Source organism: Halorussus marinus, assembly GCF_004521895.1.
Taxonomy (GTDB): Archaea; Halobacteriota; Halobacteria; order Halobacteriales; family Haladaptataceae; genus Halorussus; species Halorussus marinus.
Genome location: NZ_SBIR01000007.1, coordinates 182,347 through 202,944 on the forward strand (window position 1 = coordinate 182,347; position 20,598 = coordinate 202,944).

Annotated in this window: 18 protein-coding genes, 1 tRNA gene and 1 pseudogene; 7 read left to right on the forward strand and 13 right to left on the reverse strand. The window is 70.1% G+C overall.

All coding sequences use genetic code 11. The annotated features are described in order from the left end of the window. Positions 1-18: 18 nt before the first annotated feature. Positions 19-1,176: an NAD-binding protein gene (locus EPL04_RS11095; RefSeq protein WP_134671413.1), complete on the forward strand. Its 1,158-nt coding sequence runs from the start codon at positions 19-21 to the stop codon at positions 1,174-1,176. Between the two features lies 1 nt (position 1,177). Here the strand turns inward: EPL04_RS11095 and EPL04_RS11100 are convergent, their stop codons facing one another. The 6 genes and pseudogenes from EPL04_RS11100 to EPL04_RS19350 all read right to left on the reverse strand — a co-directional run. Next, a complete protein-coding gene (locus tag EPL04_RS11100; RefSeq protein ID WP_134671414.1) occupies positions 1,178-2,611 on the reverse strand; it encodes a universal stress protein in 1,434 nt (477 codons plus the stop codon). 45 nt (positions 2,612-2,656) lie between these two features. Further along, positions 2,657-3,388, reverse strand: coding sequence for a nucleoside phosphorylase (locus tag EPL04_RS11105; protein WP_134671415.1), 732 nt, complete (start codon positions 3,386-3,388; stop codon positions 2,657-2,659). Between the two features lie 50 nt (positions 3,389-3,438). Then, positions 3,439-4,347, reverse strand: a complete 909-nt coding sequence (locus EPL04_RS11110) for a carbohydrate kinase family protein (protein WP_134671416.1) — start codon at positions 4,345-4,347, stop codon at positions 3,439-3,441. 114 nt (positions 4,348-4,461) lie between these two features. Then, positions 4,462-5,271: a DUF63 family protein gene (locus tag EPL04_RS11115; protein ID WP_134671417.1), complete on the reverse strand. Its 810-nt coding sequence runs from the start codon at positions 5,269-5,271 to the stop codon at positions 4,462-4,464. A 597-nt stretch (positions 5,272-5,868) separates the two neighbouring features. Then, positions 5,869-6,921 carry a PAS domain-containing sensor histidine kinase gene (locus EPL04_RS19345; protein ID WP_280633724.1) on the reverse strand — a complete coding sequence of 351 codons (1,053 nt, stop codon included), beginning with the start codon at positions 6,919-6,921 and terminating at the stop codon, positions 5,869-5,871. After that, positions 6,919-7,821 (reverse strand): annotated as a pseudogene (locus EPL04_RS19350) (histidine kinase N-terminal 7TM domain-containing protein); the annotation flags it as partial. The pseudogene EPL04_RS19350 and the gene EPL04_RS19345, both read right to left, overlap by 3 nt. Positions 7,822-7,981: 160 nt before the next feature. On the opposite strand from EPL04_RS19350, the gene EPL04_RS11125 reads away from it, so the two are divergent. The 4 genes from EPL04_RS11125 to EPL04_RS11140 all read left to right on the forward strand — a co-directional run bounded on the left by EPL04_RS11125 (position 7,982) and on the right by EPL04_RS11140 (position 12,389). Continuing rightward, complete coding sequence (locus EPL04_RS11125; protein ID WP_134671419.1) at positions 7,982-8,941, forward strand: ribose 1,5-bisphosphate isomerase; 960 nt, start codon at positions 7,982-7,984, stop codon at positions 8,939-8,941. A 36-nt stretch (positions 8,942-8,977) separates the two neighbouring features. Beyond that, positions 8,978-9,385, forward strand: a complete 408-nt coding sequence (locus tag EPL04_RS11130) for a hypothetical protein (RefSeq protein WP_134671420.1) — start codon at positions 8,978-8,980, stop codon at positions 9,383-9,385. A gap of 243 nt (positions 9,386-9,628) precedes the next feature. After that, positions 9,629-10,114 carry a universal stress protein gene (locus EPL04_RS11135; protein ID WP_134671421.1) on the forward strand — a complete coding sequence of 162 codons (486 nt, stop codon included), beginning with the start codon at positions 9,629-9,631 and terminating at the stop codon, positions 10,112-10,114. Between the two features lie 43 nt (positions 10,115-10,157). Next, positions 10,158-12,389, forward strand: a complete 2,232-nt coding sequence (locus EPL04_RS11140) for an amino acid permease (protein ID WP_134671422.1) — start codon at positions 10,158-10,160, stop codon at positions 12,387-12,389. A gap of 287 nt (positions 12,390-12,676) precedes the next feature. Here EPL04_RS11140 and trkA read toward each other — a convergent pair whose 3' ends face one another. From trkA to EPL04_RS11155, 3 genes are all read right to left on the reverse strand, one after another. After that, entirely contained in the window at positions 12,677-14,014 is a 1,338-nt protein-coding gene (gene trkA / locus EPL04_RS11145; RefSeq protein ID WP_134671423.1) for a Trk system potassium transporter TrkA, read from the reverse strand. Positions 14,015-14,095: 81 nt separating this feature from the next. Continuing rightward, positions 14,096-14,866 carry a hypothetical protein gene (locus EPL04_RS11150; protein WP_134671424.1) on the reverse strand — a complete coding sequence of 257 codons (771 nt, stop codon included), beginning with the start codon at positions 14,864-14,866 and terminating at the stop codon, positions 14,096-14,098. Positions 14,867-14,908: 42 nt separating this feature from the next. Further along, positions 14,909-15,517 carry a hypothetical protein gene (locus tag EPL04_RS11155; protein WP_134671425.1) on the reverse strand — a complete coding sequence of 203 codons (609 nt, stop codon included), beginning with the start codon at positions 15,515-15,517 and terminating at the stop codon, positions 14,909-14,911. 280 nt (positions 15,518-15,797) lie between these two features. Here EPL04_RS11155 and EPL04_RS11160 point away from each other — a divergent pair, with 280 nt between their 5' ends. Then, positions 15,798-16,535 carry a PHP-associated domain-containing protein gene (locus EPL04_RS11160; protein ID WP_134671426.1) on the forward strand — a complete coding sequence of 246 codons (738 nt, stop codon included), beginning with the start codon at positions 15,798-15,800 and terminating at the stop codon, positions 16,533-16,535. Between the two features lie 39 nt (positions 16,536-16,574). On the opposite strand, the gene EPL04_RS11165 is transcribed toward EPL04_RS11160, so the two are convergent. From EPL04_RS11165 to trmY, 4 genes are all read right to left on the reverse strand, one after another. Next, positions 16,575-17,858, reverse strand: a complete 1,284-nt coding sequence (locus tag EPL04_RS11165; RefSeq protein WP_134671427.1) for an arylsulfotransferase family protein — start codon at positions 17,856-17,858, stop codon at positions 16,575-16,577. Positions 17,859-17,974: 116 nt separating this feature from the next. Further along, positions 17,975-18,047 (reverse strand) — tRNA-Pro (locus EPL04_RS11170). Between the two features lie 47 nt (positions 18,048-18,094). Continuing rightward, entirely contained in the window at positions 18,095-18,541 is a 447-nt protein-coding gene (locus tag EPL04_RS11175; protein ID WP_134671428.1) for an SLOG cluster 4 domain-containing protein, read from the reverse strand. Between the two features lie 2 nt (positions 18,542-18,543). After that, positions 18,544-19,140: a tRNA (pseudouridine(54)-N(1))-methyltransferase TrmY gene (gene trmY, locus EPL04_RS11180; protein ID WP_134671429.1), complete on the reverse strand. Its 597-nt coding sequence runs from the start codon at positions 19,138-19,140 to the stop codon at positions 18,544-18,546. Between the two features lie 273 nt (positions 19,141-19,413). Between trmY and EPL04_RS11185 the strand changes: the two genes are divergently transcribed. After that, positions 19,414-20,577: a tubulin/FtsZ family protein gene (locus EPL04_RS11185; protein WP_134671430.1), complete on the forward strand. Its 1,164-nt coding sequence runs from the start codon at positions 19,414-19,416 to the stop codon at positions 20,575-20,577. Positions 20,578-20,598 lie beyond the last annotated feature (21 nt).

Here is a 20,598-nt window from a genome sequence, read left to right on the forward strand (position 1 = left end):
CCGGGAACACTGGGGTGTATGGAGACCGGCTGGCGCGACTGGGTTGGCGTCCGCGTCGCGGTCGCGCTCACGTTCGCGGTGGCGGTGCTGTCGATAGCCACGGGCGTCTCCAGCATCGGGTTCACCTCGTCGGTCGGCCTGTTCGGCGGGACCGTGCCGGTCTGGGTTCGGCAGGCCGCGGGGTTTACCGGCACCGTCACCGGCTTTCTGATGCTCGCCAGCGCGTTCGGGATGCGACGGGGGCTCAGGGCGGCGTGGTACTCGGCGCTCGTGTTCTTCCCGCTGACCGCGATTCAGGGTCTGTTCCAGTCGAGCCCCTACTCGGTCCCGCTGGTGGTCGCGTCGGCGGCGGCGTTCCCGACCGTGGCGCTCGGCCACCGCCACTTCGACCGCCAGACGGATTTCAGCCTCTCCCAGCTCGCGGCGCTGACCGCGCTCGTCGGCGTGCTGGCCTACGGCACCGTCGGGACGTACGCGCTCGCCGACGAGTTCGCCGGCGTCGAGACCGCCCTCGACGCGTTCTACTACACGCTGGTCACCGCGAGCACGGTCGGCTACGGCGACGCCACCCCGACGACCCAGACCGCCCGCCTGTTCGCCTCGTCGGTCGTCGTGCTCGGCACCGCGAGCTTCGCGGTCGCGCTGGCGACCCTGCTCGGACCCGCGATCGAGGCCCGAATCACCCACGCACTCGGAAAAATGACCGAAACACAGCTCGAACTCCTCGAGGACCACGTCGTCGTCCTCGGCTACGGCGAACTCACCGAACCGATCCTCTCCGAACTCGACGGCAAGAGCGACTTCGTCGTCGTCACTCCCGACTCCCAGCGGGCCGGGGAGCTCTCGGACCGCGGGATGAAGGTACTGACCGCCGACCCGAGCGACCAGGAACCGCTCGAACGGGTCGGCATCGACCGCGCCCGGGCGGTTGTCGCGGCCACCAACAACGACGCCGAGGACGCGCTGGCGGTGCTGACCGCCCGCCAGCTCAACCCCGACATCCGCATCGTCGCGGCCGCGACCGAGCGCGAGAACGTCGACAAGCTCAAGCGCGCCGGCGCCGACACCGTGATCAGCCCGGCGACCATCGGCGGCCACCTCCTCGTCCGGTCGGCGCTCGGGAGCGACGGCATGGAGGACATCGCCGACAGGCTCACCGGCCACTCCTCGAAGTGAGTCAGCGACCGCCCCGGTGGACGATCGCCACGTCGCACTCAAGATCGTGCAACCGCTCGAAGGTCGGCGGCGAGACGAACCGCGAGGCGGTCGAGCGGTCGGTGCTGGCGCCCATCACCACGAGGTCGTAGTGGGCGTCGTTGGCCGACAGAAACGACTCGATCGACGACCGCGACACTCTGGTCTCGAACGACCCCTCGAACGTCTCGACGAGGTTCGCGAGCGTCCGCTCGGTCGACCGGCGCTGGCGCTCGGAGTCGATGCAGGTACAGACGCTCACGCCGCCCGTCCGTCCGGCGAGCCGCCGCCCGAAGTCGATCATCGCGTGGGCGGTGTCGCCCGCCCGACGGATCGGCACCAGCACGCGCTTCCAGCGCTCGCGGACCGTCGACCCCGGCGCCGACCGGAAGGCGACGGTGTCGATATCGCCCCCGAACAGCCCGGCGACGAACGGCGACAGCCCGCCGCGCTCCTCCTCGTAGGGCGCGACGATCAGGTCGCAGTTGGTCTCGCGGGCCGCCTTCAACACCGTCGCCGCCGGATCGGGGCCGTCGCCGACGACCGCGACCTCGCAGGGGACGCCGACCCGCGTCTCGATGCGGTCGGCCTCGCCCTCCAGTCGCTGTGCGGACTCGCCGGCGGCGCGTTCGGTCGACTCCTCGTCGGGCGCCCCGTCGGTCACGAAGTCGAGCAACACGACCTTCCCGGCGTCGTGGGCCGCCGCGAGCCGCGCCCCGAAGGTGGCGGCGGCCTGCGGGTGTTCGCCCCGCATCGGCACCAGAACGTGGTCGTCGCCTTTCGTCGACTGGTAGAGAAACCGGGAGCGTCGCTCGTAGAACTGCCGGCGCCAGACCCCGAACGCGGCGGCGACGATGGTGCTCGCGACGAACACCGAGCCGGCGTACTGGACGAAAAACGCCCGAAGACCAGCCGTGTCACCGAACGCCGGGGCCACCAGCGCCAACAGCGCGGTCGAGAACGCCGACGGCTCCTCGAAGTCGAGCGCCCACGTCGCCCCGCCGGTCAGGAAGATGGCGAGGGCGGCCGCCGCCGGCGAGACGAGCAGGCCCGTCCCGCTCGCGGGACTCCGGAGCCCGGTCACGGCGGCGACCCAGACCGCCGCGGTCCCGCAGACCGCCCCGGTGGTGAGCCCGCCCACGAACTTCGCGGGCGACGCGTACTCGCCTTCGGGGTCGGCGAACAGGGTGAACGTGCCCGAGGCCAGCGGCGGAAAGAGAACGAACGGGAGCACGTCCACGGCGTTCGAGACCGCGGTGACCCCCGCGATGAGCAACGGGACCAAGAGCAACACCGAGAGGTGGATGAGGTTTGCGGTGTGCTCGATCCACCGCTGGAACGCCGCGACCTCGCGGCGCTCGATCCGGCGGAGCCGCCGTAAGACGGCGTGGTATCGCTCGCGGAGCCCGTCCGACATTGTCGAAGCGTCTGGCGTCGGGCCCCAAATGTCTGTCCCTCGACCCTACGCCGCGAGGTCGACCACGGCGTCGAGCGTGATGCGGATGGCGCGCTCGACGTTGTTCTTGGCCTTCTCGGGGAGTTCCTCGTCGTCGGTCTCGCCCTTCTGGGTGCCCTCGACGAGGTTGCCGTCGACGGTGCAGATCGCGCCGGCCTGCATCTCCTTGCGGCGCGCGAGCGAGAACACCGCGGCGGCCTCCATCTCGACCGAGAGGATGTTGGCGGCCTCCCAGTCCTCGACGTACGCGTCGGTCTCGGCGTAGAAGGCGTCGTCGCTCGCGATCGGGCCGACGTGGACGTCCTCGCCGTTGTCCTCGGCGGAGTCGACCAGCGCCGACAGCACGTCGTAGTCCGGCACCGCGGGGTACTCGACGGCCTCGTAGCGCTCGCTGGTGCCCTCGTTTTTGGCCGCGCCGGTCGCGACGATCATGTCGCCGATCTCGATGCCTTCCTGGAGCGCGCCGGTCGTGCCGACCCGGATCACGGTCTCGACGCCGACGGCGTGGAGTTCCTCGACCGCGATGGCCGCCGACGGACAGCCGATCCCGGTCGAGCAGATCGTGAGGTCGGTGCCCTCGTAGGTGGCGTTGACGACCTTGTACTCGCGGTTCTGAGCGACGACCGTCGAGTCCTCACACAGCCCCGCGATGCGGTCGACCCGGCCGGGGTCGCCCGGGATGAGCGCGATGTCGTTCACGTCGCCGTCCTCGACGAGGAGGTGCGGTTGTTTCGCCATGCCCGTGGGTTCTCGCGACCGGGAGAAAAAGCGTGCGGGTTCGCCGGCGCTCAGAACTGCCCGTCGAGGAACGCCTCGACGTCCTCGAACGACGGCGCGGTCCGGGCGCCCTCCGCGGACGCGGCCAGCGCGCCGCAGGCGTTCGCGAACTCCAGGGCGCGCTCGTAGTCGGCGTCGGGGCCGAGCGGGTCGCCGGCCCGAAGCAACACCGCGAGGAAGCCGGCGGCGAACGCGTCGCCCGCGCCGGTGGTGTCGACGACCTCCGCGTCGAAGCCGGGGTGGCTGAACGAGCCCTCGGGCGTGTCGACCTCCGCGCCCGCCTCGCCGTGTTTGATCACGACGACCCGACCGTGAAGCTCCGAGGAGGGGTGTTCGAGGTCCCGGTCGAGCAGGGTCTCGGCCTCCCGGTCGTTGAGAAAGACGACGTCGGCGTGGGCCAGCGCGGTCCGGAAGTCCCGCTCGGCGAGTCGCCGACCGGGGTCGAAGCTCACCGTCACGCCCGCCTCGGTGGCGACGCGGGCGAGTTCGGCGGCGGTCTCGGGGCGCTGGCTCGTCAGGTGGAGGTGGCGGGCCTGTCCGACGGTCGCCGGATCGACGTCGTCGGGACCGACCGCCTCGTTGGCGCCCTCGTTGCCGAGCACCATCACCTCGCCGTCGGCGTCGACGATGAGGTACTTCGTTGTGGTCTCGGCGTCCGGGACTTCGAGCAGTCGCGAGCAGTCGACCCCCGCCTCCCGGAGTTCCCGGCGGGCGAGCAGGCCGGTCTCGTCGTCGCCGACGCTCCCGACGATGCCGGCGTCGTACGACAGCCCGGAGAGCGCGACCGCGACGTTGGCGGCGCTACCGCCGCCCGAGCGCCGCTGGGCGTCGATGCGGGCCTCGCCGTCTGGAGCCGGCAGGGCGTCGACCCGGAGGGTCACGTCCCAGTTGACGTGGCCGGCGGTGATCACTTCGACCATGACTGGCGACCGTGGCGTCGATTTGCGGGCGACATACCGCCACGGTACGAACCCGCCGGTCAAAACGCTGGCGGGTCCGGGGGTCGACTCCCGAGGCCCCGGATACGCGGCGGCTCAGCCCGCGACGACGAACAGCAGGAGGTTGTGCGCGCCCGGGCCCAGCCCGACCGCGCCGACCGCGCCCAAAAGCAGGTAGCCCTCGCGGGGGTCCTCGCGGACGAGCTCCGCGAACAGCACCACGACCGCCTCCGCGATGACGAGCTTGACCAGCACGAACAGCCAGCCGACGCCGATCACGTCGGCGGTCGGGAGCCCGGCGGCGGCGTCGAGGACGATCTGGGACACCGGGGTGCGCTCGCCGAACCCGAGCACGTCGACCCCGACCGCCGTCGAGACCGCGTCGAGCGCGTGGCCGAACAGCGCCAGCACGCCGGCGGCCCCGGTCGCGGCCGCCGCGTCCGGATACGTCCGCCGGGTCCCGATCCAGAGCGCGACCGTCACGCCGACCGCGACCGCCAGCGCGACCGCCGGCCAGAACACCGCGAGCTCGCCCGCTCGGATGCCGCGGGCGAGCGCGTACCCGACGACGACGAGCGCGACCGCGGTCCCGGTCGCGGCCAGCGCACGCTCGGCGCTCACGGGCGTCGACGGGGCCGCGAGCCACACCGCGCCGGCGACCGCGAAGGTCGTCAGATACACCGCGGGCGTCCCGAGCAGGGGCCGGACGGCGCCGGGGACCCACTCGACCACGTAGAGGACGTGGAGGGCGGACCCGACCGCGACCCACGGCGCGAGCGCCACCACGGTCCGGTCGGTGACCGACGGGCCCGTCCGGTAGAGCGCCCCGGCGACCAGCGTCACCGCCGCGACCAGCCCGAGGAGGTACGGGACCGGCGGGAGCGCAAAGCCCTCTGGGAGTACCATGCCCGAAACGGCGGAGCGCGGCGCCGAAAGGCTTGCGATCCGCGGGAGACTGCGTCCCGTCCCACGATAGAGCGGGCCCGTAGCGACGTCCGTTTCGGCCGTAGTTCGATCCTCCGAACCGACTCCGTCCGATCTGGCCGAGTTCTCCGTCGCCCCTCGACCGTTTGGGATGTGCTCGGCATCGCAGTTCGCCGCCAACGGCCGATTCCGTATATCGGAAACGGGTTTATTCACCTCCCGGTCTCTCGGTTTCCGAGCGACGACGATCCGGTCGCTCTCGACTCTCGGCGCGCGGGAAAGCGTCGATCCGACACCACACCCACCGGTCCACAGCGTGTCCCGTTCGCGCCGTGCGAACGCCGGTCCCCGGATCGCGTCGGAGTCGTCTGCAGGCGTAGCGGGTCGGCGCGCGTCGGCCGACCGACCCGTCGAGAGGGAAGAGCCCGACCGGTCGTGCGTAAACCGCATCGGACGATAGAAAGTAGCCGCGTCGGAGGGTGAGACAGTTCAGGTCCGGAAGAACTCGGCATCGGGAATCGCCGCCCAGTCTCGACCCGACCGTCGCAGGGACCGATCGCGAGCCGGCGGGTCCGGAGCCTACACCTGCGCGATCGGCTTCTCGACCGGCGTCTCGTGACACTCGATCTCGAACCGCGCGCCGCCCTCCTCGCCCTCGGTGAGCGAGATCTCCCACCCGTGGGCCTGCACGATGTCCCTGACGATGGCGAGGCCGAACCCCGTCCCGTCCCGGTCCGTGGTGTAGCCCTGCTCGAACACCTCCTCGCGGTCGTCCGCCGGAATCCCGCCGCCGGTGTCCTCGACGTAGAACCCCGACCGGTCAGACAGGCTTCCGACCCTGACGGTCAGCTCGGTCGCGTCGTTGTGTTCGACGCTGTTTCGAAACAGGTTCTCGAACGCGCTGAGCAGTCGATTGCGGTCGCTTTCGGGGCAGAGCGCCGTGTCGACCTCGAGCGTCGCTCCGTCGGTGTCGACGCTCCCCCACGCCTCGCGGGCGACGGTTTCGAGGTCGACCTCCTCGGTCTCCGTGACGGTCTCGCCCGACCGGGCCAGCGTGAGCGAGTCGGTGATGATGGCTTCCATCCGGTCGAGTTGGCGCCTGACGTTGTCGATCGACTCCTCGTGCTCGGCGTCGACGTTGGCCTCAAGGAGGTCTGCCCGACCGATCGCGACGTTCAGCGGGTTCCGGAGGTCGTGGGCGACGACGCTCGCGAACTGATCGAGGCGTTCGTTCTGGCGCTCTAACTCCCGCTTGCGTCGGCGCTTCTCGGTCACGTCCCGCGCGTTCAGCACGATGCCCTCGACGAAGGGATCGTCGAGCAGGTTCGTCGCCCGAGCCTCGATGAAGTGCCAGTCGCCGGCCGCGTCGTCGACTCTCGCGACGTACGTGTCGGTGTAGCCGTACTCGGTGCCGTACTCCGAGAGGTCCGCGAGCAGTTCCGATCGATCGTCGGGGTGGACGCGGTCGACGACCCTCTCGCCGACCAGTTCGGTCGGTTCGCACCCGAGCACCCGCTCGACCGACTCGCTGGCGAACGTGACGGTGCCGGCCTCGTCGAGGACGACCACCATGTCCGAGGACCGTTCGATGAGCCGCTGGAACCGCTCTTCGGCGATGCGGCGTTCGGTCACGTCGCGGTAGATGAGCAGGTACCCCATCACCGACCCCGTCCGGTCGGTCAGAGTCGTCCGATTGATGTCGAAGTACCGCGGGCCGTCCTCGGATCCGACGACCACGTCGGCCTCGGAGCTTTCGTCGCCGCTCTCCAGTGCGTCGTCGGAGGGGGCGACCTCGTCGGCGGGCCGGCCGAGCGGTTGTTCGACTCCGTCGAGGAGTTCGGCGCCCGCGGCGTTCACGTCGACGACCTGATCGCCGAGGTCGACCACGAAGATCGGGTCGGACATCTCCTCGACGAGCGTGTGTCTCGCGATGGGAACCAGATCGAGGAAGCCAAAGCGGAACAGCGCGACGGCGAAGACACCGCCGGTAATCGTGAACGCGAACGAAGTCGGATCCAGCGTCGCCACCGGATTCCCCCGAGACAGCAGTATCGCGCTGGCCGCCAACGGGATGACGCCGCCGAGCAACATCAGCCCGACCTGCACCCGGTAGCGGCCGCTCCTCCGGATACCGACGAGCGCGATCAGGACGTACGTCGCCAGTATCAGCGCGTACTGGTAGACGAAGTTCAGCCAGACCACGGGCCCGTCGACTCGGTCGACGCTCGCGATCGGCGGACCGGGACTGAACTCGACGACGTTCCACAGCAGGTCGTGCATCGGTGCGGTCCCGACCAGGACGAGGACGAAAATGGGCCAAGCGACCAACAGCGCCCAGTGTCGCCGACCGAGCAACGACTCCCGCCCGCTGTAGGTCAGCCCGAACCAGAGCTGGGTCGGCCCGAGCCCGAGGATGCCGACGTACTTGACGAAGGTGCCCACCCGAAAGGTCGCGAGGGTCGTGCTTCCGGTTCGAATCGCGTTTCCGAAGGCGTACAGCGAGACGCAGATCATGATCGCGACGAACGGAACCGCGCCCCGGACCCACGAGGTCGGTTCGGGTCGAGGTCGTCTCCGCCTCGGTCTCGACGATCCGGTCTGCCGTGGGTCGCTCGGAGGCTATTTCGGGGCGAGCGCCGACGCCTCGCCGACCACCCCGCCGCTTTTGAGTCCCCGCCGCGTACCGACGCGCATGAGCGAGCACTTCGAGATCCATCCGACGGTCGAGGCGGTCGCCGAGGACATCGCCTCGATGGAGATCCGGGGCGCGGCGACGATCGCGGACGCGGCGGCCGACGCGCTCGCGGTTCAGGCCGCCGAGAGCGACGCCGACTCGCCCGACCGGTTCCGGGCGGAACTCCGGGCCGCGAGCCGTCGACTGGTCGAGACCCGGCCCACCGCGGTCAGCCTCCCGAACGCGATTCGGTACGTCCTCCGAGGGATGGAGGGGTCCGACGTGGCGCGACTGCGCGCGAGCGTCACCGACAGCGCCGCGGAGTTCCGGTCCGAACTCGATCAGGCCCAGGAAAACCTCGGGCGGATCGGCGCGAACCGGCTCCGGGACGGCGACACCGTGATGACCCACTGTCACTCGACCGACGCCCTCTCGTGTGTCGAGGCCGCCCTCGATCAGGGCAAGGAGATCGAGGCCATCGTCAAGGAGACCCGCCCGCGAAAGCAGGGCCACATCACCGCCCGGTGGCTCCGCGAGATGGACGTGCCGGTCACGCTCGTCGTCGACAACGCCGCCCGCCGGTACCTCGACGACACCGACCACGTCCTGGTCGGAGCCGACTCCATCGCGGCCGACGGCTCGGTGATCAACAAGATCGGCACCTCGGGGTTAGCGGTCAACGCCCGCGAGCGCGGCGTCCCAGTCATGGTCGCCGCCCAGACGCTCAAGTTCCACCCCGACACGATGACGGGCCACACCGTCGAGATCGAGATGCGCGACGAGCGCGAGGTGCTGGGCGCCGAGGCGGCCGAGGAGATCGGCGACCTCACCGTCGAGAATCCCGCTTTCGACGTGACCCCGCCCCGGTACGTCGACGCCATCGTGACCGAGCGGGGCCAGTTCCCGCCCGAGAGCGTCGTGACGCTGATGCGCGAGCTGTTCGGCGACCAGCACGGCGGCGAGCCCTGGGAGGAGTAGCCGAGTCTTTTTGGGCCGGCGCGCGTACCACCGGCCATGACCCGATTCGACGCTGCGACCCCCGAGGAGCGCCGCAAGCTGTTCGTAGCGGCCATCGATGCCCACCGCGAGCGCGCGAGCCCGTACGCGACCTTCGAGGCCCACGAGGACGTCCGAGCCGACGACGAAGACGCCGACGACCGGCTCCCGCCGTGGGTCCAGTTCGGCGACGGCACCCTCAATCTCGACTGCACCGACGGGGAACTCGACGCCCTGAAATCCCTGCTCGGTGAGTTTCCGGCGTTCAAGATCGACGACCTCGCCCGCCCCGAGGAGGCCGAGGGCGTCAACGTCCGGGTGTCTGCGCTGGCCGACCCCAACCGGGTCGCCCAGTGTATCGACGCGGTCTTCCGGGACGTCTACGGCCAGCCCGAGGAGTTCCGGGCGTGGGTCGCGGCGGTGTGAGCCGCGACGGTTGGGACGTTCGGCGGGCCCAACGGCTACACGGACCGCGTTGACACCGGTCGACTTATTGTATCCCTCTCCATTCTCACAACCGATGAAGATTCACGCGCGCGAACGACACCCGAGAGTCGTTACGCCCGGCACTTCGATCCCTTCGCCCGAACCGCACCGCGTCCGGGCGGCGACCTACGACGGGTCGCCCCGGCGGTACCGCCGAGTCGCGCTCGACGGCGGTGGTGGCGCGTGAGCGAGCCTCTTCTCGGGACGGTGGTCGTCCCGGTCGCGAGCGCCGACGACGCCGAGGCCACCTGCGCGGCGGCGCTCGATCGCATCGCCGACGCCGGCGGTCGACTCGTCGCGGTCCACGTCGTCGAGAAGGGCGGCGGCGTCCCCGACACGATCTCGGTCGAGCAGGCCGAGGAGGTCGCTGAGGCCGCGTTCGAGGTAGTCGAGCGGCGTGCGGCCGACGCGGGCGTCCCGGTCGAGACCCGCCTCGAATACGGCACCGACGTGGCCGAGACGGTGTTCGACGTCGCGGCCGACGCCGACGCGACCGCGATCGCGTTCACGCCCCGGGGCGGGAGCCGGTGGATCCGGCTGTTGACCGGCGACGTGGCGCTGTCGCTGGTGACCGAGACCGACCACCCGGTAGTGGTGCTCCCCGAGCGCGATGGGAACGAGAGCGACCGGGACGGGGCGGACGCGACGGCCGACGAGGGTGACGAATGAGGGCGGCGCGACCGACGCCGCCCCGCACTCGGGGGGGCGACCGATGAGCGACGAGGAGCTCGCGAAGGACCTCGGACCGCTGGCGGCGCTGACGATCGGCGTCGGGACGATGATCGGCGCCGGCATCTTCGTGCTTCCCGGGCGGGCGGTCGCCGACGCCGGCCCGCTCGCGGCGGGCGCGTTCGTCCTCGGGGGCGCTATCGCCCTGTTGACCGCGCTGTCGGCCAGCGAACTCGGGACCGCGATGCCGAAGGCCGGCGGCGCGTACTACTACGTCAACCACGCGCTGGGGCCGCTGTTCGGCTCGATCGCGGGGTGGGCCAACTGGATGGGCCTCGCGTTCGCCTCGGCGTTCTACATGTTCGGGTTCGGCGAGTACGTCAACACGTTCCTCGGGCTCGGGCTGACGATCGACCTCGCGGTGACCACGCTCGGGCCGGCGAAGCTCATCGCGCTCGCCGGCGCGGGGCTGTTCGTCCTCATCAACTACGTCGGCGCCAAGGAGACCGGGCGGCTCCAGAACGTCATCGTGATCACGCTGGTCGCCATTTTGGCGGTGTTCTCGTTCGTCGGCGCGATGAACGCCGACCTCTCGAAGCTGTTCCCGCTCGTCCGGGAGGGGAAAGGCTACCCCACCCTGCTCCCCGCGACCGGGCTCATCTTCGTCTCGTATCTTGGGTTCGTCCAGATCACGTCGGTCGCCGAGGAGATCAAAGACCCCGGACGAAACCTCCCGCGGGCGGTCATCGGGAGCGTGCTCATCGTGACGACGATCTACGCGCTCGTGTTGCTCATCGTCCTCGCCGCAGTCGACAACAGCCTCGTCGCGGGCAACGAGACGGCGGTCGTCGACGTCGCCGACCAGCTCATGGGGCCGATCGGCGCGGCGGTATTGCTGTTCGCTGGACTGCTGGCGACCGCCTCAAGTGCGAACGCGTCGGTGCTCGCGTCCTCGCGCATCAACTTCGCGATGGGTCGGGACAAGCTCGTGAGCCCGTCGCTGAACGACATCCACGAACGGTTCGGCACCCCGTACCGCGCCATCGGGATCACGGGCGCGCTCATCTTGGTGTTCATCGTGTTCGGCAACCTCGAACTGCTGGCGAGCGTCGGGAGCGCGCTCCATCTGGTCATCTACGGGCTGTTGAACGTCGCGCTCGTCGTGATGCGGGTCGCCGACCCCGAGGAGTACCAGCCCGACTATCGGGTCCCGTTCTACCCGGTGACGCCGATCCTCGGCGCGCTCACCTCGTTCGCGCTCATCGTGTTCATCGTCCCGCAGGCGATCCTGCTCAGCCTCGCACTCGTCGTCGGCGCGGTGGTCTGGTACGCCGTCTACGCCCGGACCCGGACCGACAAGCAGGGTATCCTGAGCCAGTACGTCCTCAGCCGAGCCGAAGAGATGCCCGAGCCCGCGGTGACCGCCGCCGCCTCGGTCAAGCCCGACGGCGGAAGCTACCGGGTGATGGTGCCGCTCGCCAACCCCGAACACCAGCACCACCTCATCACGCTGGCCAGCGCCATCGCCAAACAGCGCGGCGGGGAGGTCGTTGCAGTCCACATCGTGCAGGTGCCCGACCAGACGCCGCTGGCCAGCGGCGCCGAGCACGTCGACCAGCTCGACGCCGAGTCCGAGCAGTTGCTGGCCCGCGCCCGCGAAGACGCCGAGACGCTGGGCGTTCCGGTCGAAACCCACACCGTCCTCTCGCATCGCTCGTTCGAGGAGGTGTTCGACGCCGCCCGGACCTACGACGCCGATCTCACCCTGATGGGGTGGGGTGAGGACACCCAGGGATCGCCGGGTCGGGCCGAGACCGCTATCGACGATCTCACCCACGACCTCCCCTGTGACTTCCTCGTGCTGAAAGACCGCGGGTTCGACCCGGGGCGCATCCTCGTCCCGACCGCTGGCGGTCCGGACTCGGACCTCAGCGCGACGGTCGCCAAGCTGCTGCGCGAAGAGTTCGACTCGGAGATTACGCTGTTACACGTCGCCGACGACCTCGCCGTCGGCGAACAGTTCCTCGCCGATTGGGCCGCCGATCACGACCTGAGCGACGCCGAGCTCCGGGTCGAGACCGGCGACGTGGAGACCGCGATCGCCGACGCCGCGACCGATCACTCGATGCTCGTGGTCGGGGCGACCGAGCGCGGCCTGCTCTCGCGGCTGGTCCGGGGCTCGCTGGTGCTCGACGTGCTCGACGACGTCGAGTGCTCGGTCCTGCTCGCCGAGACCGGCCATCAGCGGTCGCTCGGCGAGCGACTGTTCGGCTGATCGGCGTCGACTCGGACGGGCGTCCGAGTCGCCCCGATCCACGTCGCGTCCAAGAGCGTCAGTCACGGTGGGCTGGCGATCCCGGACGCTGTCGCGCTCCCCGGAGACGCAGTGGAGCGCTGTGATCTCAGAGATCTGGGACCGCACCAGCCGCGTTCCCGGATGCACCGCTCGCCGTGGTGACGTGTGCGGACGCCCGAACCGTGGCCGCCGACCAGCGGTCGCGGTCGACGGTTCTCCGAGGGATCCGACGGCGTCGACCGTCCGAGGTCTCCGATCGCCGCCGTTCAGAGCTTCGCGGTCACGTCGTCGACCACGCTGGTCTCGACGAACGCCACGACGTGATCGCCGGGCTCGATCACGGTGTCGCCCCGGGGGACGACGTACTCGTGGTCGCGGGTGATCGCCCCGACGACGAACCCGGCCGGGAGGTCGCCGACCGCCTCTCGGATCGGTCGGCCGACGAGCACGCTCTCGTCGTCGACCTCGATCTCGATGACCTCCGCCCGGTCGTTCTCGATGAGCGAGACGTTTTCGGTGCGGGTCTCGCGGGTGAACCGGGTGATCTCCTCGGCGGTGACCTCGCGGGGGTTTACCGCCACGTCGACGCCGACCGTCTCGAAGACGTCGACGTACTCGCCGTTCTCGACCACCGCGACGGTGCGGCTCGCGCCGAGTTGCTTGGCGAGGATCGACACCAGCAGGTTCTTCTCGTCGCTCTCTAAGGCCGCGACGACCGCGTCGGCCTCGTCGACGTGCTCGCGGGTGAGGAAGTCGGCGTCGGTCGCGTCGTTCTCCATCACGACCGAGTTCGGGAGGTCTTCGGCGAGCGCGCGTGCGCGGTCGTGATCGCGCTCGATGAGCCGGGGGTTGAGTCCCCGCTCTTCGAGGAGTCGGGCGGTGTGAAAGCCGATGTTGCTCCCGCCGATTATCACGAGGTCCTCGGTACCCGAGGGGGTCTCGCCCGGCGCGACCTCGACCGCGAACCCTTGGACGCTCTCGGGGCTCCCGATGACGACCGCCTTGTCGCCGGCTCGGATGACGGTGTCCCCGCGCGGGATCTCGACGTCGCCGTTCCGGATGAGGGCCGCGAACGTCAGCGAGTCGAACCGGTCGGCCTCTTGGACCGTCTGGTCGACCACCGGGCTGTCGTCGGCGATCTCGAACTCGGCCATCTGGACCGCCCCGCCGGCGAAGGGGTCGACGTCGCGGGCCGCGGGCAGGCCGATCACTCGGACGATGTCCTCGGCGGTCAGCAGGTTCGTACACACCATGAAGTCGACCCCGAACGCGCGCTCGGTCTGGCGCCACGTCTCGAGGTAGTCGGTGCTCTTGACCCGCGCGATGGTGAACGGGTCGTCGATGGTCTTTGCCGTGCCGCAGGTCACTAAGTTCGTCTCGTCGTCGTCGGCGCTGGCGATGATCATGTCGGCCTCCGCGATGCCGGCCTCTTCGAGCGTCGCCAGCGACGTGCCGTCGCCCTGAATCGCGAGCACGTCGTGTGAATACGTCAGTGCGTCGACGCGCTCGCCGTCGATGTCTATGACGACGACCTCGTGGCTGGTCGCGAGGCTCGCGGCGATCGAGGAGCCGACCTCGCCCGCCCCGACGATGATAATACGCATTAGTAACCCTCCCTCGTCATTACGAACAGCGTAGCCAGTCGCGCCCTAAGATGATTTCCCTTCGGTCTCGGCGCCGAGGTCTCAGGAGGGGTTCTCGCCGGCCCGTCGCTGGGCCACCGCCGCCGGGAACCGGTAAGTCCGGTCGCCCACGACCGCCGCGCCGTACGATGCGTCGAGCGCCACCGGATCGACGCCGTCGCCGCGGCCGACCCCGAACCGGACGATGCGCGCGTCGGGACCGAACCGCTCGACGGCGTCGTCGAACGTCCGGCCGTCGGCGTCGCCCTCGACTGACGTGTACTCGAACCACCCGCTCGTCCCGCCGGTGTCGCCGGTCGCCCGCGCCAGCACGTCGTGGGTGCGCCACTCCCCGCCGGCGTCGCCGTCGTGGTAGGTGAGATACATCCCGTGGCGGCCCGAATCGGTCTCGACGACGAGGAACGTCTCGTCGGGGACGCCGCCGTCGTCCGGCCCCGCGTAGTAGTCGTACGAGAGGGCGTCGAGGTCGCCGAGCGCGGGGGCGCCGTCGGGTCGGAGGACCGAAGCCGCGTAGTCGACCGTCTCGCGACCGTCGGAGGTGATCCGTACCGGCCGGGGGTGGGCGTCGTCGGCCACCGGTTCGGCGGCTCGCTCGACGGTCGCGCCGTACTCGCCGTCGTCGTCGAGGTCGAAGAGGACCGCGCCCGGCGGGAGCGACGCGTCGACTCGCTGTCGGACCGCGTTCGCCACGGGCTCTCGTCCGTCCGAAGACGCCGTCGCGACCCCACTCCCCGTGCCCCTCGCTGTCAGCCACCCGCCCGTGACCGCGGTGGCGGCCGCGGCCTTCAGTACCTCCCGTCTGGACCAGTCCATATCGGTGTCACGCCGGAGATCGTGTTATGTCTTCGTGCCGATTCAGCCCCGATTCAGTTCGAGGGTCACGGTCACCGGGTCGTCGGTCGCGTCGAATGCGATCGCGCCCGAGTACCGGTAGTCGTCGCGGCCGCCGCCGGCCACGGCTCCCCGGACCACGTTGCCGTCGACGGTGTCGCCCCGGTCGGCGTGGTCGCCTTTCCGTACGCGACCGCTCACGCGGAACTCGTAGTCCGCGTCCCGGCCGGTGGATCTGATCTCGACGCGGTTGGGGAGCCGTCCCGTGTTGTCCCGGATCAGGTCGCCGTTCACGAACACTTTCCCCGGGCCGGTGAGGTCGAGTTCGCGTATCTCCCCGGAGAACCGGAAGCTGTCGGCCCGGCCCTCGCTGGCCGCGCCCTCGACGGTCCGGGCGTCGAGGAACTCGTCGCCGCTGTCGCTCTCGTAGGGGCCGCCGCGCCGGATCTCGCCGCTCACGCGGATCCGGTATCGAAACACTTCCTCGCTGGTCGAGCGGAACGTGACGACGTTCGGCGTCGCGCTCGCGCTCCCGGCGAACGCCACGCCGGCGACGCCCGCGGCCGCCCCGCTCAGCATCGTTCGTCGGGCGATACCCCGGTCGCTCGCGTCGGTCGTCGTGTCGTCGGGCATCTCTCTCCCCCGGTCGGGGCGTCGGGCGCCGCGTGCTTCAAACCGGTCGGCGCTCAAGCCGACTCAACCCGGATCAATCGGTGTTCCCGCCGAATCAAACGGCGTTCACGAACGCAACGACTGATTGTCAACTGACAACGTATGTCAGTAGTTCTCGCGCCGACAGGTCGGGGCGCCGACCGAGTCGCGCGAAACCCCGGCGTTCGGGTCGGCTCGCCGTCACGTTCGGGCGACGTGAGGGTCCGGGAGGTTTTAGTGACCGGGGTCGAAGGCCCGAGGCATGTCCGCCCAGGTTACGACCGCCCCGGCCGAGCCGGTCTCGGTCGCCATCGACCCGCACGTCCACTCGCAGGCCTCCTACGACGGACACGAGCCGGTCGAACTCCTCTTGGAGCAGGCCGCGGACGTGGGTCTCGACGGGATCGTGATCACCGACCACGACGAGATCGGCGCGTCGCTCAGGGCGGCCGAGATCGCGCCCGACTACGGTCTGCTCGGGATCCCGGGCGTCGAGGTCTCGACGGCCGCGGGCCACCTCCTCGCGATCGGCGTCGAGGAGCGCCCGGCCCCGGGCCGACCGCTCGACGAGACCGTCGAGACCGTCCGGGACCTCGGCGGGGTCGCGGTCGTCCCCCATCCGTTCCAGCGGACCCGCCACGGCGTCCCCAAGCGACATCTCCGGGACTGTGACGCCATCGAGGTGTTCAACTCGTGGGTGTTCACCGGCTATCGCAACCGTCGGGCAAAGCGGTTCGCCCGCGAACACGACTACCCCGGCGTCGCGGCAAGCGACGCCCACTCGGCGGGGTACATCGGCCGGGCGTACACCGAACTGGCGGTCGACGACGCGGCCTCGAAGGCAGACCTCGACGGCGATCGGGTGGTCGAGGCCATCCACGAGGGCGAGGCCGAGATCCGCGGGCGGCGCCAGCCGATCCACCGGAGCGCCCGCCACTATCTGGCCGGCGCGGGCCGGAAGGTCGGCTGGGCGGTCCGGCCTCACGTTCCCGGGCTGTGACAGCCCAGCCGCCACGACCGCGGGAAGTCGGTCGTTCGGTTACGCCGTCCGCCGGAGGTAGACGCCGCCGCCGACGAACCCGAGCGCGACGAGCGTCAGTCCCAGTTCCGCCCCGGCGAACCAGTAGGGGAGCCACGGCGCCGCGCCCCGCGCCAGACTCACCGCGGGGTCGAGGACGGGGAGCCTATCGGCGCCGGCGCCCGCCGCGGCGTTGTACCGCTCGCCGGTCGGGCGCTCGCCCTCGGGGAGTCGCTCGGCCTCGTAGGGGATGTGTTCGGTGGTCGCGCTCCAGACGACGGTCCCGTTGGGCGTGACCTCCAGAAGTCGCTTGTTGAGCGTGTCGGTCACGAGGGTGTTGCCGTTCGCCAGCCGGTCGGCGTCTCGGGGCCAGTCGAACGGGATCCCGCCGGCCGAGTCCAGCTCCCAGGCGACCGTCCACTCGCCGGTCGACTCCTCGCGGTGCAACTCGACCACGCGGTTGTTGTCGCTGTCGGCGACGAGGACCGCGCCCTCGCCGAGCCACTGGGGGTTGTGCTGGTGGTTCAGCAGGCCGGGGTCGCCACACCGCACGTCGCCATCGCCGTCCGCGTCGCTCAGCTGGCCGCGCTGTGTGCAGGTGGCGTCGTCGCCGCCGTCGTCCTCGTTGATGACCTCGACGACGCCCTCGCCGCGCTCGACGACGAGGACCTGATTGGCGTTGCGCAGTGACACCAGATAGCGCCCCTCGTCGATCACGTCGACGTCGTTGATGTGGAGCCAGTCGGTCCGGGTGGGATCGTCGGGCGCGTCGTAGAACGACGACCCGCGCCACTCCCAGACGGTCTGGTTGCCCGAGACGATCGCGATCCGCTCGTGCTCCATGTCGGTGACGAGATACTCGCCGTCGCCGACGCGCTCGACGTCGTGGACCTCGCTGTTCGTCGGGGTCCGGACCGGGAACGAGTACTCGGAGACGACCTCGGGGGTCGGTTCGGGGTCGATGATCCGGAACCCGGTGTGCGTGCACGGCGACTCGTAGGGGCCACAGTCGTCGTACCCCCCGTGCATGAACCCCGCCATCACGCTCCCGTTGTCGAGCATCGTCACGTCGAAGTAGCTGTCGGCGCTCCCCTCGTGCCAGACGACCTCGCTCCGCTCGAAGAGTGTGACGCCCCCGTAGTCGTGCCACCCCGCGCCCCCGCCCTGTACGCCGACGAGCGTCCGGCGGTCCTCGTCGGCCGCGACGCTCCGATCGGGGGTGGTGAGCCCGCTGACCGCGAGGGTCCCGATCAGGAGCGCGACGCCGATCGCGAGAACGACCGTACTGCGCGTCTTCCTATCCATCACGGAACCACTCGACGCGAACGCGGGAAAAGGCTTCGAACGTTCGAGTTATCGGGGATCCGACCGGCGCTACTGACGCGGAGCCGTCGCTCGTCGTCGCGAAATGCGGGAAGAAGTGGGCCGGCGCGAATTCGAATCGCGGTTACGGCCACCCGAAGGCCGAAGGATACCAAGCTACCCCACCGGCCCGCAGGTGAATCGTGGGGCGCGCCGCGTTTAATAGTTCCGAAATAGGGTCACTTCTCGGTCGCGGATTCGACGTACTCCACGGCGTCGCGCGGGGTCTCGACCGGCTCGACGCCCGGGGCGTCGTGGGTGCCCAGCCCCGCGATCGGGCGGTCGAAGACGCCCGCGAACCCCAGTTCCGAGAGCGTGCCCGAGCCGCCGTCGATCGCGACGACCGCGTCGCCGTTCAACACGACCAGCCCGTTGCGTGCGTGGCCCAGTCCGGTGGCGACGGCCACGTCGACGTCGGGGTTCGCGCTCGCGCGGTCTTCGCCCGGGAGGATGCCGATCGTCGTGGCGCCGGCCTCGCTGGCGCCCCGGCAGGCGGCCGCCATCACGCCGCCGAGCCCGCCACAGACTAGCGTGTGCCCGCGCTCGCCCAGCAGTCGGCCGACGCGCTCGGCCCGCTCGGCGGTCGCATCGGGGACCGCGCTCCCGCCGATGACGCTGACCCGCACCGTCAGTACCTCTCGAATCCGTCGGTGTCGAGGTAGTTGTGCGCGACCGTGATCGCGTGGTCGGCGTGGAGCAGCGCCGGCCCGAGCCGGACCCGCTCGTCGGCGGTCTCGTCGAGCAGTGCCGACTCGTCCGCGGTGAAATCGCGGTGGTCCGAGAGGACGAACACCGGATCCTCGGGCGGCTTCACGTCGGCGACCGGGTCGCCGTCCTCGTGGAGCTGGACGACCGTCCCCGAGCGAGCGGCCTCCGTCAAGACGGACTCGACGCCGCGCTTCGAGAGGTGGACGCCCGGCGAGCTCTCGACCGCCATGTGGCCGACGGCCTCGTCTCTCTGTTCGAGCGCGTTCCGGATCAGGGCGGCCGTCGAGCGCTCGTCGGGGTTGAGCCGCCGGAGCTCGCTCCCCTCGAACCGGATCGCCACCTCGTCGCTCAACACGAGGACGACCCGCACGTCCTCGCGGATGTCGTGCGAGAGGAAAAACGCGGAGTTGACACACCGACAGAGCACGTCGAGGCGCCCCGCGGCGCCCGCCAGATCGTCGAGCGAGAACTCCGGGCTCGTCGGCGCGTCGTGGCCGAGCACGATGAACTGTCGCATGCCTCGGCGTTCGTCGGTGAGGAATTTACGCCCGTCGAACCGGCCCGATCGCCGGGTTCGCGGTCGGACTCGCCGCCCGCCCGCGGTTTCCGAGCGTTACAATCGGCGTCTGACTCTCCGAGGCGCGGTTCGTGGGTCGGCCTGAACGCTCGTGTGCCGGCGCATAACAATGTGTGTGTCCGCCTACGGTTGGTGGTACGAGCCGATAACGCGACGCTAACCCGCGGATCGAGCGAGGTAGCGTCGACGTATCGGCAGTAGGACTACACAAACATGAAGCTCGCAATGATCGGCTTCGGGCAAGCAGGCGGGAAGATCGTGGACAAGTTCGTCGAGTACGACCGCCAGACCGGGAGCGACGTCGTCCGGTCGGCGATCGCGGTCAACACCGCGGAGGCCGACCTCGCGGGGCTCGAGGAGATCCCCGAACGCAACCGCGTACTCATCGGTCAGGCCCGCGTGAAGGGCCACGGCGTCGGCGCCGACAACGAACTCGGCGCGGAGATCGCCGAGGCGGACGTCGGCGAGATACAGGGGGCGATCGACGACGTCCCGGTCCACGAGATCGACGCGTTTCTCGTGGTCGCGGGGCTGGGCGGTGGCACCGGGTCGGGCGGCGCGCCCGTCCTCGCGAACCACCTCAAACGGATCTACACCGAACCCGTCTACGGGCTGGGCGTCCTGCCCGCACAGGACGAGGGCGGCATCTACACCCTGAACGCGGCCCGGTCGTTCAAGACGTTCGTCGACGAAGTCGACAATCTGTTGGTGTTCGACAACGACGCGTGGCGCGAGACCGGCGAGTCGGTCCGGGGCGGCTACGACCGGCTCAACGAGGAGATCGTCCGGCGGTTCGGCGTCCTGTTCGGCGCCGGCGAGGTCGGGCGCGACGACGCGATCGCAGAGAGCGTCGTCGATTCGAGCGAGATCATCAACACGCTCGCCTGCGGCGGCGTCTCGACCATCGGCTACGCCGCCGAGGAAGTCGCGGCGACCGACGGCGGACTCCTCGGGCGCTTCACCGACGACGAGATCGACCCCACCGAGACCACCAACCGGATCACCAGCCTCGTCCGGAAGGCCACGCTCGGTCGGCTCACCCTGCCGTGTAACGTCGAGAGCACCGAGCGCTCGCTGGTGGTCACCAGCGGGCCGCCCGAACACCTCAACCGAAAGGGCATCGAGCGCGGGCGCAAGTGGCTCGAATCCGAGACCGAGTCGATGGAGGTCCGGGGCGGCGACTACCCCATCCGGGACGCCGGCCGGGTCGGCGCGGTGGCGTTGCTGTCGGGCGTGAGCGACGTGCCACGGGTGAAAGAGCTTCAGGGCGTCGCGGTCGAGACCCGGGACAACATCGAGTCGATGCGCGAGGAGAGCGACCGGAACCTCCAGCGACTCGTACACGACGAGGCCGAAGAACTGGAAGCGCTGTTCTGACGGCACGCGGTCGGGTCGCTC